Origin of the sequence: Qipengyuania sp., from assembly GCF_964227205.1 — a bacterium.
Classification (GTDB): domain Bacteria; phylum Pseudomonadota; class Alphaproteobacteria; order Sphingomonadales; family Sphingomonadaceae; genus Qipengyuania.
Genome location: NZ_CAXQVB010000001.1, coordinates 119,857 through 144,812 on the forward strand (window position 1 = coordinate 119,857; position 24,956 = coordinate 144,812).

The 24,956-nt window shown below is 64.7% G+C and carries 24 protein-coding genes; 12 read left to right on the top strand and 12 right to left on the bottom strand.

Annotation, left to right across the window (positions count from 1 at the left end):
• Window positions 1-107 precede the first annotated feature (107 nt).
• The 7 genes from ACEQZ0_RS00650 to ACEQZ0_RS00680 form a co-directional block, all read right to left on the bottom strand.
• Window positions 108-419 (bottom strand): DUF559 domain-containing protein, encoded by a 312-nt coding sequence (locus ACEQZ0_RS00650; protein WP_370187243.1) that lies wholly within the window; start codon window positions 417-419, stop codon window positions 108-110.
• A complete protein-coding gene (gene cysS / locus ACEQZ0_RS00655) occupies window positions 416-1,861 on the bottom strand; it encodes a cysteine--tRNA ligase (protein ID WP_370187245.1) in 1,446 nt (481 codons plus the stop codon). The genes ACEQZ0_RS00650 and cysS overlap by 4 nt, the downstream gene beginning before the upstream one ends.
• A gap of 145 nt (window positions 1,862-2,006) precedes the next feature.
• Complete coding sequence (locus ACEQZ0_RS00660; protein ID WP_370187249.1) at window positions 2,007-2,681, bottom strand: nitroreductase; 675 nt, start codon at window positions 2,679-2,681, stop codon at window positions 2,007-2,009.
• Window positions 2,682-2,683: 2 nt separating this feature from the next.
• Window positions 2,684-3,106: a GNAT family N-acetyltransferase gene (locus ACEQZ0_RS00665; protein ID WP_370187252.1), complete on the bottom strand. Its 423-nt coding sequence runs from the start codon at window positions 3,104-3,106 to the stop codon at window positions 2,684-2,686.
• 7 nt (window positions 3,107-3,113) lie between these two features.
• Window positions 3,114-4,934: a cobaltochelatase subunit CobT gene (gene cobT, locus ACEQZ0_RS00670; protein WP_370187255.1), complete on the bottom strand. Its 1,821-nt coding sequence runs from the start codon at window positions 4,932-4,934 to the stop codon at window positions 3,114-3,116.
• The gene (gene fsa, locus ACEQZ0_RS00675; RefSeq protein WP_370187258.1) at window positions 4,935-5,597 is read right to left on the bottom strand and encodes a fructose-6-phosphate aldolase; all 663 of its coding nucleotides are present in this window, start codon (window positions 5,595-5,597) and stop codon (window positions 4,935-4,937) included. It abuts the gene before it with no gap.
• A 64-nt stretch (window positions 5,598-5,661) separates the two neighbouring features.
• Entirely contained in the window at window positions 5,662-6,357 is a 696-nt protein-coding gene (locus ACEQZ0_RS00680; RefSeq protein WP_370187262.1) for a DUF4197 domain-containing protein, read from the bottom strand.
• 64 nt (window positions 6,358-6,421) lie between these two features.
• Here ACEQZ0_RS00680 and ACEQZ0_RS00685 point away from each other — a divergent pair, with 64 nt between their 5' ends.
• Together ACEQZ0_RS00685 and ACEQZ0_RS00690 are read left to right on the top strand one after the other, a co-directional pair.
• Window positions 6,422-8,587, top strand: coding sequence for a primosomal protein N' (locus tag ACEQZ0_RS00685; RefSeq protein ID WP_370187265.1), 2,166 nt, complete (start codon window positions 6,422-6,424; stop codon window positions 8,585-8,587).
• Between the two features lie 73 nt (window positions 8,588-8,660).
• Window positions 8,661-10,223, top strand: coding sequence for a hypothetical protein (locus tag ACEQZ0_RS00690; protein WP_370187268.1), 1,563 nt, complete (start codon window positions 8,661-8,663; stop codon window positions 10,221-10,223).
• 15 nt (window positions 10,224-10,238) lie between these two features.
• On the opposite strand, the gene ACEQZ0_RS00695 is transcribed toward ACEQZ0_RS00690, so the two are convergent.
• Window positions 10,239-10,664: a winged helix-turn-helix transcriptional regulator gene (locus ACEQZ0_RS00695; protein WP_370187271.1), complete on the bottom strand. Its 426-nt coding sequence runs from the start codon at window positions 10,662-10,664 to the stop codon at window positions 10,239-10,241.
• Window positions 10,665-10,705: 41 nt separating this feature from the next.
• On the opposite strand from ACEQZ0_RS00695, the gene ACEQZ0_RS00700 reads away from it, so the two are divergent.
• From ACEQZ0_RS00700 to ACEQZ0_RS00710, 3 genes are all read left to right on the top strand, one after another.
• Complete coding sequence (locus ACEQZ0_RS00700) at window positions 10,706-11,302, top strand: FMN-dependent NADH-azoreductase (protein ID WP_370187275.1); 597 nt, start codon at window positions 10,706-10,708, stop codon at window positions 11,300-11,302.
• A gap of 34 nt (window positions 11,303-11,336) precedes the next feature.
• Entirely contained in the window at window positions 11,337-12,896 is a 1,560-nt protein-coding gene (locus tag ACEQZ0_RS00705) for a cryptochrome/photolyase family protein (RefSeq protein WP_370187278.1), read from the top strand.
• A 227-nt stretch (window positions 12,897-13,123) separates the two neighbouring features.
• Window positions 13,124-14,020, top strand: coding sequence for an OmpA family protein (locus tag ACEQZ0_RS00710; RefSeq protein ID WP_370187280.1), 897 nt, complete (start codon window positions 13,124-13,126; stop codon window positions 14,018-14,020).
• A 79-nt stretch (window positions 14,021-14,099) separates the two neighbouring features.
• Here ACEQZ0_RS00710 and ACEQZ0_RS00715 read toward each other — a convergent pair whose 3' ends face one another.
• Both ACEQZ0_RS00715 and ACEQZ0_RS00720 read right to left on the bottom strand, forming a co-directional pair.
• Window positions 14,100-15,125 (bottom strand): diguanylate cyclase domain-containing protein, encoded by a 1,026-nt coding sequence (locus ACEQZ0_RS00715; protein WP_370187283.1) that lies wholly within the window; start codon window positions 15,123-15,125, stop codon window positions 14,100-14,102.
• Window positions 15,126-15,202: 77 nt separating this feature from the next.
• Window positions 15,203-16,225, bottom strand: a complete 1,023-nt coding sequence (locus ACEQZ0_RS00720) for a bifunctional transcriptional activator/DNA repair enzyme AdaA (protein ID WP_370187848.1) — start codon at window positions 16,223-16,225, stop codon at window positions 15,203-15,205.
• 104 nt (window positions 16,226-16,329) lie between these two features.
• On the opposite strand from ACEQZ0_RS00720, the gene ACEQZ0_RS00725 reads away from it, so the two are divergent.
• Together ACEQZ0_RS00725 and ACEQZ0_RS00730 are read left to right on the top strand one after the other, a co-directional pair.
• Window positions 16,330-17,883: a serine protease gene (locus ACEQZ0_RS00725; protein WP_370187286.1), complete on the top strand. Its 1,554-nt coding sequence runs from the start codon at window positions 16,330-16,332 to the stop codon at window positions 17,881-17,883.
• Between the two features lie 207 nt (window positions 17,884-18,090).
• Window positions 18,091-18,351, top strand: coding sequence for a hypothetical protein (locus ACEQZ0_RS00730; RefSeq protein ID WP_370187288.1), 261 nt, complete (start codon window positions 18,091-18,093; stop codon window positions 18,349-18,351).
• Here the strand turns inward: ACEQZ0_RS00730 and ACEQZ0_RS00735 are convergent.
• Both ACEQZ0_RS00735 and ACEQZ0_RS00740 read right to left on the bottom strand, forming a co-directional pair.
• Window positions 18,324-19,010, bottom strand: a complete 687-nt coding sequence (locus ACEQZ0_RS00735) for a hypothetical protein (protein ID WP_370187290.1) — start codon at window positions 19,008-19,010, stop codon at window positions 18,324-18,326. The genes ACEQZ0_RS00730 and ACEQZ0_RS00735 overlap by 28 nt on opposite strands.
• 38 nt (window positions 19,011-19,048) lie before the next feature.
• Window positions 19,049-19,879 (bottom strand): TauD/TfdA dioxygenase family protein, encoded by an 831-nt coding sequence (locus ACEQZ0_RS00740; protein WP_370187294.1) that lies wholly within the window; start codon window positions 19,877-19,879, stop codon window positions 19,049-19,051.
• Between the two features lie 207 nt (window positions 19,880-20,086).
• Between ACEQZ0_RS00740 and ACEQZ0_RS00745 the strand changes: the two genes are divergently transcribed.
• From ACEQZ0_RS00745 to atpD, 5 genes are read left to right on the top strand one after another with little or no spacing between them, the layout of a single operon-like run.
• Entirely contained in the window at window positions 20,087-20,641 is a 555-nt protein-coding gene (locus tag ACEQZ0_RS00745) for a F0F1 ATP synthase subunit delta (protein WP_370187296.1), read from the top strand.
• A gap of 12 nt (window positions 20,642-20,653) precedes the next feature.
• Window positions 20,654-22,183 (top strand): F0F1 ATP synthase subunit alpha, encoded by a 1,530-nt coding sequence (atpA, locus tag ACEQZ0_RS00750; protein ID WP_370187299.1) that lies wholly within the window; start codon window positions 20,654-20,656, stop codon window positions 22,181-22,183.
• Window positions 22,184-22,213: 30 nt separating this feature from the next.
• Window positions 22,214-23,101, top strand: coding sequence for a F0F1 ATP synthase subunit gamma (locus ACEQZ0_RS00755; RefSeq protein ID WP_370187302.1), 888 nt, complete (start codon window positions 22,214-22,216; stop codon window positions 23,099-23,101).
• Between the two features lie 10 nt (window positions 23,102-23,111).
• Window positions 23,112-23,474 carry a hypothetical protein gene (locus ACEQZ0_RS00760; protein WP_370187305.1) on the top strand — a complete coding sequence of 121 codons (363 nt, stop codon included), beginning with the start codon at window positions 23,112-23,114 and terminating at the stop codon, window positions 23,472-23,474.
• A gap of 20 nt (window positions 23,475-23,494) precedes the next feature.
• Window positions 23,495-24,952, top strand: a complete 1,458-nt coding sequence (gene atpD / locus ACEQZ0_RS00765) for a F0F1 ATP synthase subunit beta (RefSeq protein ID WP_370187308.1) — start codon at window positions 23,495-23,497, stop codon at window positions 24,950-24,952.
• The last annotated feature ends 4 nt before the right edge of the window (window positions 24,953-24,956 follow it).

Consider the following 24,956-nt stretch of genomic DNA (forward strand, 5'->3'; position numbering starts at 1 on the left):
TCCCCTCCCGCCTGCAGGAAGGCCCGGGGGTGGGCCCGTCCCCGACGGCTTCGTTCTAACCTTGCCCACCCCTCGCCCCTCCCGCAAGCGCGAGGGAGAGTGGCAGCCTATTTCGCGAACCGTTCCTTGCGGCGGCTGGCAATGTCGACGATCGCCTCGGCCACTTCGCTGGCATTGCGCAGCACGTGGCTCGGCGGGACCTGCATGATGTCGACCCTGTGGCGTTCCTGCCAGCGCTCGCGCACGCCATCTTCCTTGCGCCTGAAGGGATCGTCGTCGACCTCGATCGCAAGGTGCGCCTCGGCGCAATAAAGCGGGAGGACGAAGCCTTCGGCCTCGTGGTCGCGGACGAACATCAGACCCTGCGGCGCATGCTCGAGATGCTGCCAGAGGAGCGTCTGGGGATCGGCCTTGGTCACACCTTCCATTCCCAAGCCAGCGGGTCGCCGTCCATCACCTCGACGCCTTTTTCCCCAAGGCTGTCGCGGATCGCATCGCTGGTGGCGAAATCCTTCGCCGACCGCGCCTCTTTGCGGCGGAGCAGTTCGGCCTCGATTTCGTCCACGCTGACCTGTACGGCCTTGGGGCGGATGCGGAGATCGGTGCGGGTGAGGCCGAAGAGGTCGAGACCAAGGACGCGGTCCATCTCCTCGACCACCGCGCGCTTGACGCCCGCATCGACCTTCTTGACCGCAAGCGCCTCTTCGAGCGCGACCAGCGCAATCGGCGTGTTGAGATCGTCCGACATGGCCTCGGCGAACTTTTCACGCATGGGAGCGAACTTGGGATGTGCCGCGTCCGCCGCACTCGCATCCCGCAACCGCTCCACCGCCATCACGATCCGCTTGAGCCGCGTTAGTGCCGCGCCCAGCCCGTCCCAGCTGAATTCCAGCTCGCTGCGGTAATGCGCCTGGAGGCACATCATCCGGTAGGCGAGCGGGTGGTAGCCCTTGTCGACCAGCAGTTGCAGCCGCAGGAACTCGCCCGAGCTTTTCGACATCTTTCCTGAGCGTTCGACGAGGAAGTTGTTGTGCATCCAGATCTTCGCGCCCGAATGCGTCGCCTCATCGAGCCCGCCGCAGCCGCAGAAGGCCTGGTTCTGCGCGATCTCGTTGGGGTGGTGGATCTCGCGGTGATCGATCCCTCCGGTGTGGATGTCGAAGGGGAAGCCGAGCAGCTTCTCGCCCATCACCGAGCATTCGAGATGCCAGCCCGGTGCGCCCTTGCCCCAGGGGCTGTCCCATTCCATCTGCCGCGTCTCGCCCGCCGGGGTCTTGCGCCAGATGGCGAAATCGGCAGCATTGCGCTTGCCCTCGACCGTGTCGATGCGGCCCTCGCCCTCGTCGGTAACCGCGCGCGCGAGCCGGCCGTAATCCTCCACGGTCGAGACGTCGAAATAGAGCCCGCTATCGAGCTCGTAGCAGTGCTTGTCGGCGATGCTTTTCGCGAAGGCGATCATCTCATCGATGTAATCGGTGGCGACCGACCACTTGGCCGGCTCGCGGATGTTGAGCGCCTTCACATCGGCCCAGTAGGCTTGGGTATAGTGCTTTGCGATATCCCAGATCGACTGCGCCTTGGCCGCAGCCATCTTCTCCATCTTGTCCTCGCCCGCATCGCCGTCGTCGGTCAGGTGCCCGACGTCGGTGATGTTGATGATGTGGGTGAGGTCGTAGCCCTTCCAGCTCAGCGTCCGGCCGAGAATGTCGGCAAAGACATAGGCGCGCATATTGCCGATATGCGGGTAGTTGTAGACCGTCGGACCGCAGGTATAGACGCGCGCTTCGCCGGGATGGACAGGCTCGAAGGTCTCGAGCTGGCGGGTCAGCGAGTTGAACAGCTTCAGCGGCGTGTCGGTCATGCGGGGCGCAATGGCGACAGCAGGCGCGTGGGTCAATTCCCTCCCTCGTCATTGCGAGCGTAGCGAAGCAATCCAGAGCGGGTCGCGGGACGACTCTGGATTGCCGCGTCGCTTCGCTCCTCGCAATGACGGATGGTGAGAGGGGTTAGGACCACCCCTCCCAGCGCACGGATTCATCGAGGCTCGCGCGTTTCACCTCGAAATTGTTCACCGGAGCATCCGGATCGCGGTAGCCGATGGCGACGCCGCAGAAGAAGATATGGTCCTCGGGAATGTCGACCATTTCGCGGATCTGAGGGCTGTAGACCGCCCAGGCTTCCTGGAAACAGGTGTCGAGCCCTTCCTCGCGGCACAGCAGGCCGATGGTCTGGAGCCACATCCCGATATCGCTCCACTGCGGCGGGCCCATGTACTTGGGCGTGTGGACGAGCATCAGCACCGGCGCCCCGAAGGCGCGGAAATTGTTGGCGAACCACATCAGCCGCTTGCCCTTCTCCTCGCGGGAGATTTCGAGCGCGCCATACATATCCTCGCCCACCCCGCGGCGGCGCTGTTCGTAGGCCCCGTCGAGTTCGGGCGGATAGACGTGGTATTCGGGCGCAAACGCCTCGCGCCCCCTGGGTAGATCCTGCGCGACACGCGCGAACAGCTTTTGCATCGGATCTCCGGTGAGGACGATGCCGTGCCACGGCTGGGTGTTACCACCCGACGGACTGCGCTGCGCTTTGTCGAAGATACGGGTGAGCACCTCACGCTCGACCGGGCGGTCGGTGAAGGCGCGCACGGAACGGCGGCTGGCTACGGCTTCGGATACGTTCATTGTTACTCCCATTCGAACACGGTCGCGCCGCGTTCCTCCATGTCCCCAAGCGAACGGTAGAAGGCGATTGCTTGCGCGTCGTCACCTTCGGCTGCGACCCAGATCGGCCACAGGCCTTGCGCTTTCCCGTAGTCCTGCACGGTCCGCATCAAGCGCGTGGCGATCCCACGCCGACGAAAGCCTTCGCGTGTCTCGAGTTCATTGACGAACAGGTGCGGAAGCTTGTCGGGATGGAGGATACTCGTCGCGCTCACGAAACCCGTGATCTCCCCGTCGCAAAACGCCAGCCACAGGAACTCGCGATCACTCGCAAGGAAATTGCGCGTCTGTTCCGGAATGGGAGGATTGTCGAAAATCCCGCGCACTTCGGTCACCAGTGCGAAGTCATCGGGGCCGACCAGGCGGATTTCTATCGCCCCGTCCACCAACCTGTCATTCCACCTCGAACAGATCGGCCAGCTGTTCGATAATCGTCCCGCCGAGCTGCTCGACATCCATGATCGTCACAGAACGCTTGTAATAGCGGGTGACGTCATGGCCGATGCCGATGGCGGCGAGCTGGACGGGGGATTGTTTCTCGATCCAGTCGATCACCTTGCGCAGGTGCCCTTCGAGATAGCCCGCCTGGTTGACGCTCAGCGTGCTGTCGTCGACCGGTGCGCCGTCGCTGATCACCATCAGGATCCGGCGGTCCTCGGGTCGGCGGAGCAGGCGGTCGTGCGCCCACAGCAGCGCCTCGCCGTCGATGTTTTCCTTGAGCAGCCCTTCGCGCATCATCAGGCCGAGATTGCGCCGCGCGCGGCGCCAGGGCTCGTCGGCCTGCTTGTAGAGGATGTGCCGCAGGTCGTTGAGGCGGCCGGGATTGGCCGGGCGGCCATCGGCGAGCCACATCTCGCGGCTCTGCCCGCCCTTCCACGCACGCGTGGTGAAGCCGAGAATTTCTGTTTTCACCCCGCAACGCTCGAGCGTGCGCGCGAGGATGTCGGCACTGATCGCGGCAATGCTGATCGGCCGCCCGCGCATCGAGCCCGAATTGTCGATCAGCAGCGTGACCACCGTGTCCTTGAACTCGGTATCGCGCTCGATCTTGTAGCTCAGCGCATGGCCCGGGCTGACGACAACGCGGGTCAACCGCGCGGCATCGAGCAGCCCTTCTTCCTGGTCGAAATCCCAGCTGCGGTTCTGCTGCGCCATCAGGCGGCGCTGGAGCCTATTGGCGAGCCGCGTGACCACGCCCTGAAGCCCCGCCAGCTGGCTGTCGAGATAGGCACGGAGCCGGTCGAGCTCTTCATTGTCGCACAGCTCGGGCGCCTCGACGACCTCGTCGAACTTGGCGGTATAGGCCTTGTATTCGAAAGTCTCGGGCACGTCGGTCCAGGGGCGGTTCGGGCGGACAGGATGCATGCCCTCCTCGCCCTCGTCCGAAGGGTCGCCGTCGGCCATCTGCTGCTCGCCGTCGACCTCCTGGTCGGCATCGCCATCGGCTTCGCCGTCGGTGACCTCGCTGCGCGCGTCGGCGGCCTGCGGCTCGGCACCGCCCTCGTCCTCTTCGTCGCTGTCCTGGTCTTGGGGGCTCTCGCCCTCGTCTTCCTCACCCTCCTCGGCGTCGGTCGCTTCGGGATTGTCGGGCAAGGTCAGGTCGAGATGCCGCAGCATGTCGAGCGCCAGGTCCTGGAAAGCGCGCTGGTCGTCGAGCGCCTCGGCGAGCCCGTCCATGTCGGTGCCGATCTTGGCGAGGATGTCCTCGCGCACAAGCTCCACCCCGGCCTTCGCCCTGTCGGGAATCGCCTCGCCGGTCACCGCCTCGCGCAACATGAGCGAGAGCGCGGTGGCGAGCGGTACCTCGCTCGCCTCGTCGGCACGCACGATCGCATCCGACGCGGTGCGCAATTCCACCGCCGAGTTCAGATTGTCGCGAATACCGGCATAGCGGTTCGACCCGATCGCCTCGTAACGGACCTGTTCGATCGCATCGTAACAGGCGCGCGCGATCGGTTCGGGCGGCGCGCCCTTGGCGTGAAGCGTCTCGTTATGGTGCCGCAGTCGCAGCGCGAAGCTGTCGGCAAACCCCCGCGCCTCGGTCGCCTGTTCGCGCGGCAGGTTGCGCCCGGGCAGCGGGACGCGGAAATTCTTGCCGTTCTGCGCCGGCGCATCCGCGCTCCACGCCACCTCGACCTCGGGCTCGTGCGCCAGCGCCCGAGCCGCGCCGGTCAGCGCCTGTTTGAAGCGGTCGAGAGGAGTCTGCTCGGTCACTTAGGCGGTCGGAATGCTCTGGCCGGTGGTTTCCCAGTCCTTGAGGAAGCCCTCGATGCCCTTGTCGGTCAGGACATGCTTGAACAGGCCCTTGATGACCGCGGGCGGCATCGTGGCGACGTCGGCCCCGATGCGCGCGCTTTCGAGCACATGGACGGGGTTGCGCACGCTGGCGACGAGGATCTCGGTCGTGAAGGTCGGGTAGTTGTCATAGATTAGGCGGATATCGCGGATCAGCGCCATGCCGTCGAAACCATTGTCGTCGTGCCGACCGACGAAGGGCGAGACGAAGGTCGCCCCGGCCTTGGCGGCCAGCAGCGCCTGGTTGGCCGAGAAGCACAGCGTCACATTGACCATGGTGCCGTCCGAGGTGAGCTTCTTGCAGGTCTTCAGCCCGTCGATCGTCAGCGGCACCTTGATGCAGACATTGTCGGCGATCTTGCGCAGCGTTTCGGCCTCTTTCATCATCGTTTCATGGTCGAGCGCGACCACTTCGGCGCTCACCGGCCCGTCGACGATGCCGCAGATCTCTTTGGTCACTTCCATGAAGTCGCGGCCCGACTTGGCGATCAGCGAAGGGTTGGTGGTGACGCCGTCGAGCAGGCCGGTCTCGGCCAGCTCCCTGATGTCGGCGATGTCGGCAGTGTCGACGAAAAATTTCATGTGCGCGGGCTCCGGAGGATCTGTGCGATTCACCGGCAGCCTTAGCGATGCGACGGCGGTGCGGCTAGTACCCCCCGCCTGAGCCGAAGACGCCGATGATCAATGGATCGCGCGTCGCCTCGGGATTGCGACGGATCGCCGCTTCCTCGACGCCGATTTCGCGCCAGATCGTGTCGTCGATATTGGCTGCGAAGCGATTCGTGGCGCCGGCCACGTCGACCCCGGTCAGACCGCGCAGCAATTCGCCCACCAGCGGATCGCCGGCGACGCGCATGGCGCTGCCGAGTTCGGGGATCATCGCCTCGACCAGCGTACGGCCCATCGCCCCGCGCAGGAAGCCGGTCGCCGCGGTCGGGCCGCCGCGCACGAGATCGATGGCGTTCTGGATGCCGATCGTGCGCACCGCTTCGGTCACCAGTGGCGCGGCGCGCTCGGCCCCTTCATAGGCAATATCGCCGAAGGCGTTCTCCAGCCGGCTCTTGAACAGCGAAGAGGTGAGGATGCGGCTCAGCACATCGCCGCGCGTGCCGAGGAGATTGCCGAGCCCGAGCTGGGCGACCTGCTGGTCCCAGAAGCCGTCGCCCTGCAGCATGCGGGCGAAAGCGCGCTCGCTCGACAGGAACAGGATGCGCTGGACGGCATCGACCAGGCCGAAGCCGCCAAGGCTGGTGCAGCCGGGCAGCGCCAGCGCCGCTGTGCCGAGCGAAAGCCCGCCGATGAAGGCGCGACGGCCGGTGGGTCGTTCGAGAATTTGGGTCATATCGTCAGTCCTCTTGCTTCCCACCCTTGTTTCTCTTCGCTGGCGCCGCCCATATGGCCCGGCGATGAACCGCGTACGCTGCCTCGTCCTCAATGCCGCCCTCGGCCCCTTGGACTACAAGGTGCCCGAAGCAATGGCCGTCGATCCCGGCTCGGTCGTCGAATGCCCGCTGGGTCCGCGCACCGTGATCGGGATCGTCTGGGAGGCTGAACGACTGCCCGGCACCGAGGTTCCGGCGGAGAAGCTGCGCAACCTCAGGGGGATATTGCCGATCCCGCCGCTCTCCGCAGCGCTGCGCCGCCTGATCGAATGGACCGCCGACTATTACGTCGCCTCGCTCGCCAGCGTCGCCCGCATGGCGCTGTCCTCGGGCGGCGCGTTGAAGGGCCCGGCGACGATGACCGAATACCGCCTCACTGGCGGCCTGCCCGAGCGGATGACCCCGCAGCGCATGGCGGCGATCGAGGCGCTCGACGGCGAACAGGCCAATATTCGCGAGCTGGCAGGGATCGCCGGGGTCTCGGAAGGCGTGCTGCGCGGGCTCGTCAATCACGGCGTGCTCGAACCGGTCGAAGTCGATTGCGACCGCCCCTACGACCGCGCGCAGCCCGATTTCGCGCATGTCGACTTGAGTCCCGCGCAGGCCGAGGCGTCGGCGACCTTCGCGTCGGCAGTACGCGCGGCCGAGTTCGCGCCCTTTCTCCTCGACGGGGTCACCGGATCGGGCAAGACCGAGACCTATTTCGAGCCCGTCGCCGAGGCGCTGCGGATGGCCCGCCAGGTGCTCGTCCTGCTGCCCGAGATCGCGCTGACCGAAAACTTCCTCCACCGCTTCGAGGAGCGCTTCGGAGCGGCGCCCGTGCTGTGGCATTCCTCGCTCAAATCGACCGAGCGCCGCCGCGCCTATCGCGCGGTGTCGGACGGCAGCGCGCAAGTCGTCGTCGGCGCGCGTTCGGCGCTGTTCCTGCCCTTCGCAAGGCTCGGCCTGATCGTCGTCGACGAGGCGCACGAGACCAGCTTCAAGCAGGAAGACGGCGTGCGTTACAATGCGCGCGACGTCGCGGTGATGCGCGCGCATTTCGAAAAAGTGCCGGTGGTGCTCGCCAGCGCCACGCCCGCGCTCGAAAGCCTGCAGATGGCCGAGAGCGGGGTCTACACCAAGGTCGATTTGCCGAGCCGCTTCGGCGGGGCACAGCTGCCCGGCATCGACACGATCGACCTGACCGAGGAAAAGCCCCCGCACGGCATGTGGCTGGCGCAGCGGCTGGTCGACGGGATCGAGGAGCGGCTCGAGCGCGGCGAGCAGTCGCTGCTGTTCCTCAACCGGCGCGGTTATGCGCCGCTGACTTTATGCCGCAATTGCGGCTTCCGCTACCAGTGCCCCAATTGCAGCGCATGGCTGGTCGAGCACCGCTTTACCCGCCGCCTCGCGTGCCACCATTGCGGGCACGAGGCCCCCGCCCCGCAGGCCTGCACCGAATGCGGCGAGCCCGATTGTCTCGTTGCCTGCGGCCCGGGCGTCGAACGCATCGCCGACGAGGTTGCCGAGCGGCTGCCGCAGGCGCGGGTCTTCGTTGCGACCTCTGACACGCTCAATTCGCCCGGCCGCGCGGCGGAGTTCATCAGCGCGGTCGAGGCGCGCGAGATCGACGTCATCGTCGGCACACAGCTCGTCACCAAGGGGTTCCACTTCCCCGAGCTGACGCTGGTCGGCGTGGTCGACGCCGATCTCGGTCTCGAGGGCGGCGATCTGCGCGCGGGCGAGCGGACCTACCAGCAGGTAGCGCAGGTGGCCGGGCGCGCGGGGCGCGGCTCGAAGCCGGGCGAGGTGCTGATCCAGACACGCCATCCCGAAGCGCCGGTGATCGCCGCATTGGCCGCAGGCGACCGCGACGCCTTCTATTCCGCCGAAACCGAAATGCGCCGCGATGCGGGCGCCCCGCCCTTCGGTCGCTGGGCCGCAATCATCATCTCCTCCGAGGACGACGCCGAAGCGCGCGAGGCCGCCAACCGCCTCGGCGCCTTCCGCCCGCAAGTGGCCGAATGCGTCATCCTCGGTCCGGCGCCTGCTCCCATGGCGCTGCTCCGCAATCGCTACCGCTACCGCTTCCTCATCAATGCGCGGCGCAGCGTACAGTTGCAGGACGTTATCCGCGGCTGGCTCAGACAGGTCGACCACCCGCCCGGCGTGCGCATGGCTGTCGATATCGATCCCTACAGCTTCGTCTGATTGACATCGCCCGTATAGCGATAGACAAACCGGGCGGGATTATTGGATCTGTCTTTAACCGGGGTCGCTGCTCGTGAAAAAATACTTGGTCGCTCTTGCGGCAATCCTCTGCGCTGTCTGTGCAGCACCTGCCATTGCACAGGAAAGCTGGAAACGGGCGGACAGTGCGCATTTCACCGTCTACTCCGATGCGGACGAGGGTGTTCTGGTCGATTACACCAGACGGCTCGAAAAGTTCGACGGGCTGCTGCGCTTCTGGTTCGACAAGCCCACCCGCCCCGACGAGGCGAAGCTGACGGTCTATCTGCTCGATGATTCGCGCAATGTCGGCAAGCTGCTCGGCTCGCGCTATGTTGCCGGGTTCTACACGGCGAGCGCGGAAGCGACCTTCGCCGTCGCCCCGCGCGATCGGGGAGAGATGGACGGGCAGCACGTCCTGTTCCGCGAATATGCGCACCACTTCATGTATCGCCATTTCTCCGCGCCGGTCCCGGCATGGCTGCGCGAAGGCTTCGCCGAATTCCTCGGTACGGTCGAGTTCAGCGACGACGGGCGCTGGACCTATGGTGCGCTTGCCGAGCATCGCTCGCCGGAACTTCGCCGCAACAAGGACATCGAGATTCAGAAGCTGATGGGCTGGCCGCACAAGGATTCGCCCTACGTGATCTATGGCTTCTACGGCTGGTCATGGGCGCTCACCCACATGCTCTACATGGACGAGGATCGCGGCGCGCGGATCGGGCACTACCTCGATCGCCTCTCCGCCGGGGAAGAGACTCTGGAAGCGGCAGAAGCGGTCTTCGGCAATCTCGAACATCTGGAGCGACGGCTCGAACGCTATGTCACCAAGAAGATGGATTATGCCGTGTCGAGCGATCCCTTCGCATGGAGCGACGAGGTCTCGCTTGCGCCGGTCGACCCTGCACAGGTTCGCATGATCGAATACACCCTCCGGCGCCGTGGCGGGCATGATCGCGAGGATACGCGCGACGATTTGCTGGCCTATGCCGAAACCGGCCCGACCCCTGCCGAAGCCCTGGCCGAAGCGGCGATGAGCGAATTCGATATCGAGAGCTCCGAGCGCTGGAAGTACATGAAAAAGCACGATGATGCGATGGAAGCGCCATATTTCGTCAAGGCAGAGGCCCTGGCCGATCGCGCGCTTGCCCTCGACCCCGCCAATTACCGCGCCAATATCGTCAAAGGTCGCATCCTCTCACGCCGCCTGATGGAAAGCCGCGACACCGATGCGCAGGCGTGGAAGGTCGCCCGTCGGCACTTCCAGATCGCCAATCGCACCGATCCGACCAATGTCGAGGCGCTGTTCCGCTTCGCCCGCAGCTATGTCTACGAAGGCCGCGAGGGCGAGATGATGCACGACGCCTACATCGCCGCCTTCAAGAACGCGCCGCAGGTCACACAGTATCGGATCTGGCTGGCCTACGACTTCGCCCGCCTCGGCGATTTCGATACCGCACTTGGCCTTATACGCCCGCTCTCCTCCGACCCGCACTATCCCAAGCTGGGGCGCAAGGTCGTGGAGCGGATCGAGGCGATGCGCGAGAGCGGAGCGAAATTTCCCGAACTCGATTACGATGATGAGTACGATGGCGAGGACGAAGAGGACGACGCCTGAGGAAGTCGCTTCGTGTCAGTCCTGCTCGCTGTCGAACACGGCCCGCGCGTTCTCGACCTTGCCGATATTGGCGATCGCCCAGTTGCCCAGCCGCGCCACCGGGTCGCATAGCGACCGGCCGAGCGGGGTCAGTGCGTAGTCCACCCTTGGCGGCACGCTGGGCGTAACCGTGCGGCTGACGAGGCCGTCGCGCTCGAGCCCACGCAGCGTACGCGTCAGCATGCGCTGCGAAATGCCCGGAATGTCGCGGCGCAATTGGTTGAACCGCCGCGATCCGCCCTCCAGCGCCATCACCACGCGCACCGACCACTTGTCGCCGACGCGCGCGAGGATGTCGTTCACCGCGGCACATTGCGGCGCGTCGTGAACTTCGAGGGTTACACCGGTGTCCCTATCGGACGGCAAAGTGCCTTCTTGTGCGGGGCGGGTTGCGGTTTCCATATGGCCTCCAGGTTATCGACAGTAACTACGGAGTAGACTTCATGCAAATTCTTCGCATCGACAGCTCGACCACGGGCGATCAATCGATCACCCGCAAGCTGACCGACGAGTTGCTCACTCATTTCACTACAAAGTATCCCGATGCGAAGGTGGTGACGCGTGACCTTGTCGCCGAGCCGCTGGCGCATATCGACCCGATCACCACCAGCGCGATCCGCACGCCGCCCGAAACGCACGAGGAGGCGGTCGCCGCCGCCTATCCGGAGGAGCGCGCGGTGCTCGACGAGTTCCTTGCCAGCGACGTCGTGATCGTCGGCGCGCCGATGTACAATTTCTCGATCCCCAGCCAGCTCAAGGCGTGGATCGACCGGCTGGGTGTGCCCGGCGTGACCTTCAGATATTCGGCAGAAGGTCCCGAGGGCCTTGCAGGAGGGCGCAAGGTCGTGGTCGGCTCGGCGCGCGGCGGCGCATATTCGACTGACCAGATCGCCGAAAACCAGGAAAGCCTGCTGGCTACCTTCTTCGGTTTCATCGGCGTGGACGATCTCCACTTCGTCCGCGTCGAGAAGGCGGGCTTCGGCCCCGATGCTATCGCCGCGGGCATGGAAGCGGCGAAGCAGGAAATCGCCAGGCTGTAAGGCACCATTGCGCGGGCCGGGCATTGGAGACGCGATGCCCGGCCCCGTCCTCGTTCCCATCCTCGGCGACCAGTTGACCCGCACCCTCGCCAGCCTTCGCGGGCGGACCAAGGACGATACGATCGTCCTGATGATGGAGGTCTGGGACGAGGCGACCTACGTCAAACACCACAAGCAGAAGATCGTCCTCATCTTTTCCGCCATGCGCCACTTCGCGCAAGAATTGCGCGATGCGGGCTGGACGGTCGACTACGTCAAGCTCGACGACGAGGACAATGCGGGGAGCTTCACCGGCGAAGTCGCGCGCGCGATCGAGAAGCATGCCCCGCGCCTCGTCAGCGTGGTCGAGGCAGGCGAATGGCGCGTGCGCGAGGACATGGACCAGTGGGCGGACAAGTTTGCCTGCGAGGTCGAAATCCTGCGCGACGATCGCTTCATCTGTTCGCAGGCCGAATTCGACGAATGGGCGAAAGACCGCAAAGAACTCCGCATGGAGTTCTTCTACCGCGAGATGCGGCGCAGGACCGGCCTGCTGATGGACGGCGACAAGCCCGAAGGCGGCGAATGGAATTACGACAGCGAGAATCGCAAGCCGCCCAAGGAAGGCCTCGCCGCGCCCGAGCGACCGACGTTCGAACCGGATGCCATCACGAAGGATTGCATCGATCTCGTCGAGAATCGCTTCGGAGACCATTTCGGCTCGCTCGAGCAATTCCAATGGCCCGTCACCCGCGACGAGGCGGAAGAAGCCGCCGATGCCTTCTTCGCCGAACGCATCGAATGCTTCGGCCCCTATCAGGACGCCATGGTCGCGGGCGAGGACGATTTGTTTCACTCGATGCTCTCGACCAGCATCAACCTCGGCCTGCTCGACCCGCTCGACCTCTGCCGGCGCGCGGAACAAGCCTATAAGGACGGCAAGACACCGCTCAATTCGGTCGAGGGCTTCATCCGCCAAATCATCGGCTGGCGCGAATATGTGCGCGGCTTCTACTGGCACCAGATGCCGCATTTGCAGAAGGCGAATTCGCTCAACGCCCAGCGCGGCCTGCCCGAGTTCTACTGGACCGGCGAGTCCGACATGGCCTGCATGGCCGACTGCATCCGCTCGACTCGCGAGAACGCGCATGCGCATCACATCCAGCGGCTGATGGTGCTGGGCAATTTCGCGCTGCTGGCCGGGATCAGTCCGCGCGAGGTGCAAGACTGGTACCTCGTCGTCTATGCCGATGCCTATGAATGGGTCGAACTGCCCAATGTCGCGGCGATGATCCTTTATGCCGATGGCGGCAAGCTCGCCTCCAAGCCCTATGCGGCGAGCGGCAATTACATCAACAAGATGAGCAACTATTGCTCGAGCTGCACCTACTCGCCGAGCAAGAAAACCGGCGAAGGCGCCTGCCCCTTCAATCCGCTCTACTGGCATTTCATGCACCGCCACCGCGAGCGGCTCGAGAGCAACCCGCGCATCGGGCGCATCTACTCGACCTGGGACCGGATGGGCGAGGACCGCCAGCGGGACTATCTCGATAGCGCGCAGGCCTTTCTGGATTCGCTCGTGCCTGCCGACGAAGGATGGGCGCGCGACGGCTGAACCGGAAGAACGGTTCATCGCAACAGGCCCCCGCGCCACCCTTTTCTGCCACTATTTCGCCGCAATTGTTCATCCGCCCGACAGGTCCGGGCGAACACCCGACGCCGACCTGCGGCAATTCCGCCGCGTAGGCTCGTCACTTGGACAAGGGGGTTCTGACATCCGTCGACGTGCAACCGGCATGACCGGTGGCGCGGAGGGCGGCACTAGGGATTAGGAGTATGCAGATGAACAGTTTTTCCACCAGCGCTGCCGCGCTCGCCGCAATCGGCCTGCTGGCCGCACCGGCAACCGCCCAGGAACTCGCAGCGCAGTCGAGCTACGAAGTGCAGAGCAGCGACATCACCGTCACCGGCACCATGCCCGGCGACCTATCGGGCATGCCCGAAGGCCCGAGCGTCGAGGGTGTGATCTCGGCGCGCAAGGGCGATCTGATCCAGGTTACTACCACCGACGGTGCACGCACCGTGGTCGCGATCAGCCCGGCGACCGAAATTCGTAGCAGCGGCGGCTTCCTCGGCCTCGACAAGGACAAGCTGGGGCAGCAGGATCTGCTCAACGGCCTGCCGGTCGAGGTAGACACCGTGCAATGGGCCGACCGCGGCCTGATCGCGACCAAGGTCGCGCTCAAGAGCAAGGACCTCAAGACCGCGCGGATGATCCACACCGGCACCGACCAGCGCTTCACCGCCAATGAGGCGGCGACCGAGGCGCTGCGCGGCCGCGTCGCCAATATCGACGAATACAACGTCAAGGGCACGACCAACGTCTATTTCGACACTGCGAAGTACAACCTTTCGCAGGAAGCCCGCTACGAACTGTGCCAGACCGCGCAGCAGGCACAGGCGACCGACAACGCGCTGTTGCTGGTTGTCGGCTACACCGATTCGGTCGGCGATTACGAATACAATCAGGAGCTGAGCGAGAAACGCGCCGCGCGCGTGGTGAACTTCCTCCAGCAGGAATGCGGCTGGAAGCCCTATCGCATGATGGTCCCTACCGGCATGGCCGAAGCCGACCCGGCAGCGGACAACACCACCGAGCAGGGCAAGGCGCAGAACCGCCGCGTGGCGGTCAACATCCTCGTCAGCAAGAGCGTCGACGGGATGGACAGCCAGCTCTAACCGCACCTGCGGCTACCAGAACGGCGGGGCGGGCGGCGATGGTCGCCCGTCCCGCTTGTATTTGGAGCCGGTGCGAGAGCTAGGCAGACATGACCTGGGGAGTATCCCCGGGTTCGTCCATCATGAGATCTTCCATGCTGCTGATGACCGCCGTTCCGCGATCCTGCTCTTTCGCCGAATAGAGCGCGGCGTCGGCACAGCGAAGGACATCCGAAAGGGCGAAACCCTTGTCGTCGAACCAGGCAATGCCGATCGTCCCCGACATCTGGCAGACCCTGCCATCGAGGCGAACGGGCTGTTTCAAGAGCGCGAGCAAGGTCCGCGATGTTGCCCCGATTTCATCGAGCAGCCCGTCATCTTCGATAAGCATGACGAACTCGTCCCCGCCGAGGCGCGCCGCAAAACTGTCCTGAAACGTCGGGTGCTTCAACCGGTCGGCCACAACTTCGAGGGCGCGATCGCCGGCCGCGTGTCCTTGCGAATCGTTGAGTTCCTTGAAGTGATCGAGATCGATCAGGACACAGGCGAAGCGAGTGGGTTTGACGCCGCGCCGCGCCAGCCCCCTGCTCTCGTAATACATCTTGAGGTGGCGCCGGTTGGGCAGCCCCGTCAGCTCGTCGGTCGTTGCCACCCGGCGCAGCTTCTGTTCGAGAAGGTAACGCTCGGAGATGTCCTGAAAGACGCCGATCAACGCCACGATCTTGCCGTTTTTCATTTCGGCCTGACCGAGCGCTCTCACGCGCTTGGGCGTTCCGCATTCGGAAATGAAGTCCAGTTCGAGATCGTAGGGGGTGCCGACCGTGCTGGCCTGCTGCACCGCCTGCGCGATCAGCGTGGCCGAAGCATCGGGGTAGTAGGTGAGCGCCTTTTCGACGTCGACGTGATCGCTGACCGGCATCTCGTGAATCGCGAAGACCTGGGGCGACCAGTAGACCTGCCCGGTATCGCAATCGAGCCGCCAGAAGCCGGTCTTGGTCATCTCTTCCACTCGCCCGATAAGCGACGCAATCGGCACCGTCAGGGCGGGGCTAGGACCGTCTCCGGCATCGGGAACGGGCGGTCCCAGCGCCCAATTCTTGATCGAGGACAGGAAGCGACGAAGCATGCTCCTTCGTCGCAAAGTACGGTTAATTTAATGTTAGCCCCTTGCTTCCCGCACCCGGGCCGCGCGGCCGGGACCGGTCATTCCACGCCTTCGCGCTTGAGCAATTCGCGTTTGATGTCGAGCCCATAGGCGTATCCGCCGAGATCGCCACCGGTGCGGATCACGCGGTGGCACGGGATCAGGACCGCGACATTGTTGCGAGCATTCGCGCTGCCCGCGGCGCGCACCGCCTTGGGATTGCCTGCCGCCGCGGCGATTTCGGCATAGGTGCGCGTCTCGCCCGGGGGAATTGCGCGCAGTGCCTTCCAGCAGGCCTCCTGGAAGGCGGTGCCCTTCACGTCCAATGGGATATGCGCGAAGTCGCCGGGCGCTTCGACGCTGGCGACGACCTCGGCGAGCAGTTTCTCGAACTCGGCCCCGCCCTCGACCAGTTCGGCCTTGGGAAAGCGGCGCGCGAGTTCGCTCGCATCCTCGTTGAACGACAGGCGGCAGACGCCCTTGTCGGTCGCGGCGACGAGCATCGCACCCATGCTGGTTTCGACCACAGCCCAGTGGATCGTCACCCCCGCTCCGCCATTCGCCCAGGCACTCGCCGTCATCCCCAACCGTCCTTTCGTGTTTTCATAGAAGCGCGAGGCCGAGCCGTAGCCCGCCTCGTAGATCGCACCCGTTACATCGCTACCGCCCGACAGCGCGTCGCGTGCTCGCTCTTCGCGCAGCGCGCGGGCATAGGCGGCGGGCGAGAGGCCGATGGCGCGTTTGAACACGCGCTGGAAATGCGTCGGCGAATAGCCGGTGAGCTGCGCCAGAGCGGCAAGCGATGGCGCATCCTCGGCCTGGCGGATTTCATCCAGCGCGGCGAGCACTGCCGCCTCGTCGCGACCTACATCGTCGGGCAGGCAGCGCTTGCAGGCGCGCAAGCCGACCGCGCGCGCCGCCGCGCCATCGGCGAAGAAGCGGACATTGCCGCGCGCCGGGTGCCGTGCCGCGCAGGAGGGGCGACAATAGATGCCGGTGGTCAGCACGCCGGTGACGAAGCGCCCGTCAAACGCGCGGTCGCGCCGCAGCACGGCGGCCCAGGCAGTGTCATCGGTCAGCATCACGATTGCCTCCATAGCGCAAGATGGGACCATTTGCGCCAGTCCCCCGACCCGCGCATCCCGCGTCTTGCGATCAAAGCCAATGATCGTCACAAGGCCTCGCGATGGTTCGCTTCCTCGCACGCATCGCCGCCCTCCTCGCCCTGCTCGCGCCCGCGATCGCGCATGCGGAACCAGCCGATATCGACGCTGCCGCGCGCGGTGTGGTGCGCGTGGTGATCATCGGCGAGGAGAATGACGAGCTGATCCCGATCAGCCATGGCACCGGCTTCGCGGTGGCAGGCGACAAGGTCGTGACCAATGCCCACGTCCTGCGCGACGCGCTGCGCGATTCCGAGCTCAAGATCGGCATCATCCCCAGCGGCGGCGGCGAGGCGGTCTATGGCCAGCCGCTGGCGATCAGCCCGCGCAACGACCTCGCGCTGATCCGCATCACCGGCAGCCTGCGCCTGCCTCCTCTGGCGCTCGCCGGCGGGCCGCCGCCCGACAGCGGCGAGGTGACCAGCGTCGGCTATCCGATGAATGTCGACCGCGCGCAGGGCCTCGGCCTGAGCGACATCTTCCGCAGCCAGCCGCCGGTGAAGAGCCCCGGCTTCATCTCGGGCGCGCGCCCGAGCCGCCAGTTCGACACCATTCTCCACACCGCGCCCATCGCGCGCGGCAATTCGGGCGGCCCGCTGCTCGACCCCTGCGGACGCGTGCTCGGGGTCAACAGCTTCGGCGCCGACAATGACGGGGGCGATGCCGAATTCTTCTTCGCCGTATCGAACCGCGAACTGATCCCCTTCCTCCGAGCTAACGGCGTCGAACCGCGCGTCAACAATTCGACCTGCCGCTCGATGGCCGATCTCGACGCCGCCGAGCGCGAGCGGCTGCAACGCGAACAGATGGCCGCGCGCGCCGACCTCGCCGAACGCGCCGAGGCGCAGCGGGTCAAACGCGATCGCGCGCAGCTCGAGGCCGAACAGGGCGTGATCCGCGACCGCGAGGATCGCCTGTTCCTCGCCTTCGTCCTGCTGCTGGTCGCCTTCGGCCTCGGCCAGTGGGCGCTCGCGTTGTGGAAGGCCGAGCCGCGCGACGAGACGCGGCTGCGGATCGTCGGCGGTGCGAGCGCGGTACTCGTGCTGGCGGCGCTGGCGGCCTATCTCACCCGCCCCGGCCTCGACGAAATCGACCGCCGCGTCGCTGCAGCAATGCAGGACGGCAAGCCAGGCGGCAAGGACGACGAAACCGCCTCGGCCCCCGGCGAGCTGGCGCTGCTGTGCCGTCTGGTGCCCGAGCGAAGCCGGGTGACCAACGCGGATGTGAAGGATCTCGAGTTCGACTGGCAGTCCGGCGGCTGCGTCAACGAGCGCACGCAATACGGGTTTGCCGGGGGCAGCTGGAGCCGCGTGTTCGTGCCCAATTCGGAAGACGCCGTCGCGGTCAACAGCTTCGATCCTGACCGCCGCATCTTCCGTATCGAGCGCTACCTCCTTCCACGCGACGCGATGAACGAAGCGCGCAAGGCACGGGCGAAGTACGATGCGCCCCAATGCGGCACCGAAGACGCCGCCGCCAAGCTAGGCGAAATGCAGGCCGAAGTGCTCGGCAAGCTCCCCAGCCAGGCGAACGAGCGGCTGGTCTACGAATGCAGCGCGCGGGCAGGTGGCGACTGATCGAACAGGCACTCGTCTTCGCTTGGAACGTGCTCAGCCTGACGGTGGCGTTCGAGTTGGAAAACTTCGTCGGCGTTTTGCGCTAGGATAAGGTGAGTTGGCACTGGGCCCAGCCCGCCTTCGCGCTGTTCATCCTGTTCAGCATCATCGCCTTTTTGGTGAGGCGGGGCATCGCGACCCAACCGCTCTATCAGCTTCGCCGAGTTCATGCCGGTGCTGTTGCAGCTGGTCAGGCTGGTCCTGATGACCGCCGTACAAGTGCCCGTCGAGATCGGCGAGGACGGGGTCGGCTTGGCCGATCGCTATCAACTCAACTGGCGCTGCCAGTGGCAGCTGGCGAGCATCTATTTTTGGTCGATCCATATCACGTCATCACGACCACCGACACGACCGGCGCCATGCCCCTGCGCGCCGGGCCGCTTGAGAAACTCAGACCCGCATTATCTATTGGCAGATATCAGCGAGTGAATCAGTGCGAACTTGAAGATCTTTCGCGTCTGCCTCTGGCGAATAGTAGAATAGGCCACCAAGCTAAATAGATTTAATGTAGCGAACGCGGCTGCCGAGCTCCAATTACACAGACTAATTTGAATCACTACCAATATCAGGAAAGCGACAAATAAGGATCGAAAGAATTTCTGCTGCGCCTCGAGCTTATCTATTTCAGTGACTGCAGTGGGGCATTTCAACCTTAGATAGTGCCACCAGAACGATTTCAAACGGAATGGCGCGGTTAACTTGTTGTGATAGGGCTTTTTGAGCTGCTCAGCAGTCTCTTCCAGCGCCTGGTATCGCTTAATCTTGGCATCGTCTTTTTCTTGCCAGTCTTTCCGCAACTGCGCGATAAATCGTTTGATGCTCACATTCGTGTCGGGAAGCCAATCGACCAGCGATCCGATCCCAGACAGGAACACACCCACGGCATATGCCGCGAAAGCAAACAAGATCGCCTGGGCGGTGGTATCCGCAGGCCAAAAGGGCAACACACCCTGCAACTTTTCAAGGTCAGGGTCGCCTTCTTCAACTCCAATCAGGCCTAGTAAAAAATCGACGACCTCCGCGGGCATCAAGACCAGAAAGAATGCTCCGGGAATCAGGAACGAGAACAGCTCCTGCAATCCGAACATCAAGTCGGTTGGCTTGATCGAGGCCCTCCGCGTCGCCATTACGCCGCCAGCGGTTCGCCGGTCAGCGTGATCCGGTGCATCTCGCGGGCGTGGCCCTGATAGTCGTTCATCGCATAGTGCCAGGTCGTGCGGTTGTCCCAGATCGCCACCGCCCCCGGTTCCCATGCCACCCGGCAGGTGTTGTCGGCCGCGGTCGCCGCGGCGTAGAGCTGCTGGAGCAACGGCAGGCTTTCTTCGCGACTGCGCCCGACGATGTTCACGGTGAAGGCGCTGTTGACGTACAGCAGCCGGCGCCCGGTCTGCGGGTGGCGGATCACCACCGGGTGCGTCGCTCCGGTCTTGAGCCCCTGACCGCGCAGGTCGCCGCCCATGTCGGTCTTGGCATAGAGCCCGCCATCCTCATAGATATGATCGGCAGTGTGGTACGCCTCGAGCCCTTCGATTTCGGCCTTGAGATCCTCGGGCAGCGCGTCATAGGCCGCGCCCATATGCGCCCATAGCGTGTCCCCGCCCGACGGCGGCAACGTGCGAGCGACGAGGATCGAACCCATCGCCGGGACCTGGTCGTAGGAATGGTCGGTGTGCCACCCACCACCGATATTGGTGGTCTGGTCGGCGCGCTTGCGAACTACGGCGATCTCGGGATGCTCGTCGGTCAGCGGGAAATAGTTGTTGATGTCGATCCCGCCCCAGCGCCGGGCGAAGGCGATATGCGCCTCCGGAGTGAAGTCGTCTTGCCCGCGAAACAATGCGACCCCGTGGGTGTAGATCGCCTGCCTGATCGCATCGAGCGTGTCGCCCTCGGCCCGTGCGAGGCTTACGCCTTTGATCTCGACCCCGCATTTCGGAGCCAGCGGCACCATCTCCATCGCCTCTCTCCCGCGCGAATGGTTGCTTTGTGCCACGCATTCTACGCGCGCCGCGCGACGAGTCCAGATTCACCGCCCGGAGTCGGCTTGCCATTGCGGGGGCGCTTTGCTAGGCGCGCGCCGACCTTGCCGGGGCGACTCCTGTCCGCCCGCATCCGGCTTGGATCGCACAGACTTTTCTTCCGGACCCGAGAGGACCTCAAGCGCGTGGATATTTCCGCCGGTATTCAGGCTAGCCTGGCAGGGCGTTACGCTTCGGCCCTGTTCGATCTCGCTAGCGACAACGGAACCGTAACCGCGATCGAATCGGACCTCGATAAGCTCGAGGCCGCGCTCGCCGAATCGCCCGAGCTCGCCGCTGTCACCACCAATCCCAAGGTCACCCGCGCCGACGCCGAAAAGGCGTTGTGGGGCGTTTCGGCCATCCTCGGCCTGTCCGAGCTGGCGCAGAACTTCCTCGGCGTGCTGGCGCAGAACCGCCGCCTCTCGCAGCTGCCGCAGGTGATCCGCGCCTTCCGCGCGATCGCCGCCGCCCAGCGCGGCGAGGTCACCGCCGAAGTGACCAGCGCCCACGCCCTCACCGATGCCCAGCTCGATGCCCTCAAGGCCAAGCTGACCGCCCGCGAGGGCCGCACCGTAAAGCTTTCCACGAAGGTCGACCCTGACTTGCTCGGGGGCCTCGTCGTCACCATCGGATCGAAGCGCATCGACGCCTCGATCCGCACCCGTCTCAATTCGCTCTCCCAGGCCATGAAGGCTTAAAGGACTTTACTCATGGATATCCGCGCCGCAGAAATCTCGAAGGTCATCAAGGACCAGATCGCCAATTTCGGCAGTGAAGCCGAAGTCAGCGAAGTCGGTACCGTGCTGTCGGTCGGTGACGGCATCGCCCGCATCCACGGCCTCGACAAGGTCCAGGCCGGCGAAATGATCGAATTCGCCAACGGCGTTCAGGGCATGGCGCTGAACCTCGAAAACGACAACGTCGGCGCGGTTATCTTCGGCTCGGACGCCGAGATCAAGGAAGGCGACAGCGTCAAGCGCACCCAGACCATCGTCGACGTCCCCGTCGGCAAGGGCCTGCTCGGCCGCGTGGTCGACGCGCTCGGCAACCCGATCGACGGCAAGGGCCCGATCGAATCGACCGAACGTCGCCTGGTCGAGCAGAAGGCTCCCGGCATCATCCCGCGCGAATCGGTCAGCGAACCGGTGCAGTCGGGCCTCAAGGCCATCGACGCCCTCGTTCCCGTCGGCCGCGGCCAGCGCGAACTGATCATCGGCGACCGCCAGACGGGCAAGTCGGCCGTTGCGATCGACACCTTCATCAACCAGAAGGAAGTCAATGCCAGCGACGACGAAGGCAAGAAGCTCTACTGCATCTACGTCGCCGTCGGCCAGAAGCGCTCGACCGTCGCGCAGATCGTCAAGCAGCTCGAAGAAAACGGCGCGATGGAATACACCATCGTCGTCGCCGCGACCGCGTCGGAGCCGGCTCCGCTGCAGTATCTCGCGCCCTACACCGGCGCCGCGATGGGCGAATTCTTCCGCGACAACGGCATGCACGCCGTGATCGTCTACGACGACCTTTCGAAGCAGGCCGTGGCCTACCGCCAGATGTCGCTGCTGCTCCGCCGTCCTCCGGGTCGTGAAGCCTATCCGGGCGACGTGTTCTACCTCCACAGCCGCCTGCTCGAACGTGCGGCGAAGATGAACAAGTCGGAAGGCGGCGGTTCGCTGACCGCGCTGCCGATCATCGAAACGCAGGCAGGCGACGTGTCGGCCTACATCCCGAGCAACGTGATCTCGATCACCGACGGCCAGATCTTCCTCGAAACCGACCTGTTCTACCAGGGCATCCGCCCGGCGATTAACGTCGGTCTCTCGGTTTCGCGTGTCGGCGGCGCCGCGCAGACCAAGGCTATGAAGAAGGTTTCGGGCTCGATGAAGCTCGACCTCGCGCAGTATCGCGAAATGGCTGCCTTCGCGCAGTTCGGCTCGGACCTCGACGCCGCGACGCAGAAGCTGCTCAACCGCGGTGCGCGCCTGACCGAGCTGCTCAAGCAGCCGCAGTTCAGCCCGATGCCGTTCGAAGAGCAGACTGTGTCGATCTTCGCCGGCACCAATGGCTATATCGACGAGGTCCCCGTCGACCGCGTGACCGACTACGAAGCCCAGATGCTGAGCTTCATGCGGTCGGAACATGCCGACGTGCTGGAAGAGATCCGCACCACCGGCAAGTTTGAAGACGACACCAAAAACAAGGTCGTCGACGCGCTCAAGACCTTCGCCAAGCAGTTCGCCTGAGCCTTAGAGACACGAAGATAGGGAGCCGAAATGGCTAGCCTCAAGGAACTCAAGGGCCGGATCAACTCGGTCAAGTCGACCCAGAAGATCACCAAGGCCAAGCAGATGGTCGCAGCGGCCAAGCTGCGCCGTGCGCAGGCCGCGGCCGAAGCTGCGCGTCCCTATGCCGAAAGGCTGTCGGGCGTCATGGCTTCGCTCGCCGGCAAGGTCAGCGGCGACAGCGCACCCAAGCTGCTCGCTGGCACCGGCGCCAACCAGCGTCACCTGCTGGTGGTGGTAAACACCGACAAGGGTCTGTGCGGCGGTCTCAACTCGAACATCGTCAAGGCCGCCAAGATCAAGGCCCGCGCTTTGATCGCCGAAGGCAAGGACGTCAGCTTCTACCTCGTCGGCAAGAAGGGCCGCGCCCCGATCAAGCGCGACTATGCCGACCGGATCGAGAAGTGGTTCGACACTTCCGCCGTGCGTCAGCCCGGCTTCGAGGAAGCCGAGGCCATCGCCGATGAACTGATCGAACGCTTCGAGAAGGGCGAATTCGACGTCGCCCACCTCGTCTATCCGATCTTCAAGTCGGCGCTGGCGCAGGATCCGACCGTCGACCAGCTGATCCCCGTCCCCTCGCCCGCCAAGGGTGACGGCGCCGTTGCCGCGACCGGCGGCGATGCCGTGGTCGAATACGAGCCGGGCGAAGAGGAAATCCTCGAGGAACTGCTGCCGCGCTATGTCCGCACGCAGCTGTTCGGCGCGCTGCTCGAACGCGAGGCCTCCGAACAGGGTGCCTCGATGACCGCGATGGACAACGCCACGCGCAATGCTGGCGACCTCATCAACAAGCTGACCATCCAGTACAACCGCAGCCGCCAGGCCGCGATCACCACCGAGCTGATCGAAATCATTGCCGGTGCGGAAGCACTCTAAGGATCATCACGTGAAGAACTTCGCCCTCCTCCTGCCCCTCGCCCTGCTCGCCGCTTGCGGCGAGGAACCCGCTGCCCAGACCGCACCCGAAGAGGTTGCGACGCCCGAGCCGGTGACCACCCTGCCCGCGCCCGATGAAACGGCCTTCAAGGCAGCCTTCGCCGAAAGCTGCGAAGGCGCAGAACCCGTGAGCGTCGCCATGTGCAAGCGCGCCATGGGTGCCAACACCGTCAGCTGCGAATTCGGTCTCGGCGAAGACGAGTACATGCGCCACAAGGCGACGCTCGCTGCCAAGGAAGACAAGAGCGGCTGGGAACTCGCAGACGCCGCCACCATTTGCGCCGAACACGGCGCCCACCACAAAGCCTCCTGAGCCAGTAGGATAGACACATCATGGCCACCGCACCCAAGCTTAACCAGAGCCCCAACGGCACCATCAGCCAGGTCATCGGCGCCGTCGTCGACGTGCAGTTCGAAGGCGAACTGCCTGCCATCCTGACCGCGCTCGAAACCAAGAACGGCGACAACACGCTGGTCCTCGAAGTCGCGCAGCACCTCGGTGAAAACACCGTGCGTACCATTGCGATGGACGGCACCGACGGCCTCGTCCGCGGCCAGGAAGTCGTCAACACCGGCGCGCAGATCTCGGTCCCCGTCGGCCCCAAGACGCTCGGCCGCATCATGAACGTCGTCGGCGAACCGATCGACGAACGCGGCCCGATCGGTGCCGAACAGACTTCGCCGATCCACGCCGAGGCTCCGCTCTTCATCGACCAGTCGACCGAAGCGGCCATCCTCGTCACCGGCATCAAGGTCATCGACCTTCTCGCGCCTTACGCCAAGGGCGGCAAGATCGGCCTGTTCGGCGGCGCCGGCGTGGGCAAGACCGTGCTGATCCAGGAACTGATCAACAACATCGCCAAGGGTCACGGTGGTGTCTCGGTCTTCGCCGGTGTCGGTGAGCGTACCCGCGAGGGCAACGACCTCTACCACGAATTCCTCGACGCCGGCGTTATCGCCAAGGACGCCGACGGCAATGCGACCTCGGACGGTTCGAAGGTGGCACTCGTCTTCGGCCAGATGAACGAACCCCCGGGCGCCCGTGCCCGCGTCGCCCTGTCGGGCCTGACCATGGCGGAATATTTCCGCGACGTCGAAGGCCAGGACGTGCTGTTCTTCGTCGACAACATCTTCCGCTTCACCCAGGCGGGTTCGGAAGTGTCGGCGCTGCTCGGCCGTATTCCTTCCGCCGTGGGCTACCAGCCGACCCTGTCGACCGACATGGGCAATTTGCAGGAACGCATCACCTCGACCACCAAGGGCTCGATCACCTCGGTCCAGGCCATCTACGTTCCCGCCGACGACCTTACCGACCCGGCCCCGGCAACCTCGTTCGCCCACTTGGACGCGACGACCACGCTGAGCCGCGCGATTTCGGAGCTGGGCATCTACCCGGCCGTCGACCCGCTCGACTCGACCAGCCGCGTTCTCGAACCGCGTGTCGTCGGCCAGGAGCACTACGAGACCGCTCGTAAGGTTCAGGAAACGCTGCAGAAGTACAAGAGCCTGCAGGACATCATCGCCATTCTCGGCATGGACGAACTGTCGGAAGAAGATAAGCTGACCGTGGCTCGCGCCCGCAAGATCCAGCGCTTCCTCAGCCAGCCGTTCCACGTCGCCGAGGTGTTCACCAACATCCCGGGCGTGTTCGTCCAGCTCGAAGACACCATCAAGTCGTTCAAGGCTGTCGTCGACGGCGAATACGACCACCTGCCCGAAGCTGCTTTCTACATGGTCGGCGGTATCGACCAGGCGGTCGAGAAGGCCAAGAAGCTGGCCGAGGAATCGTAAGCAC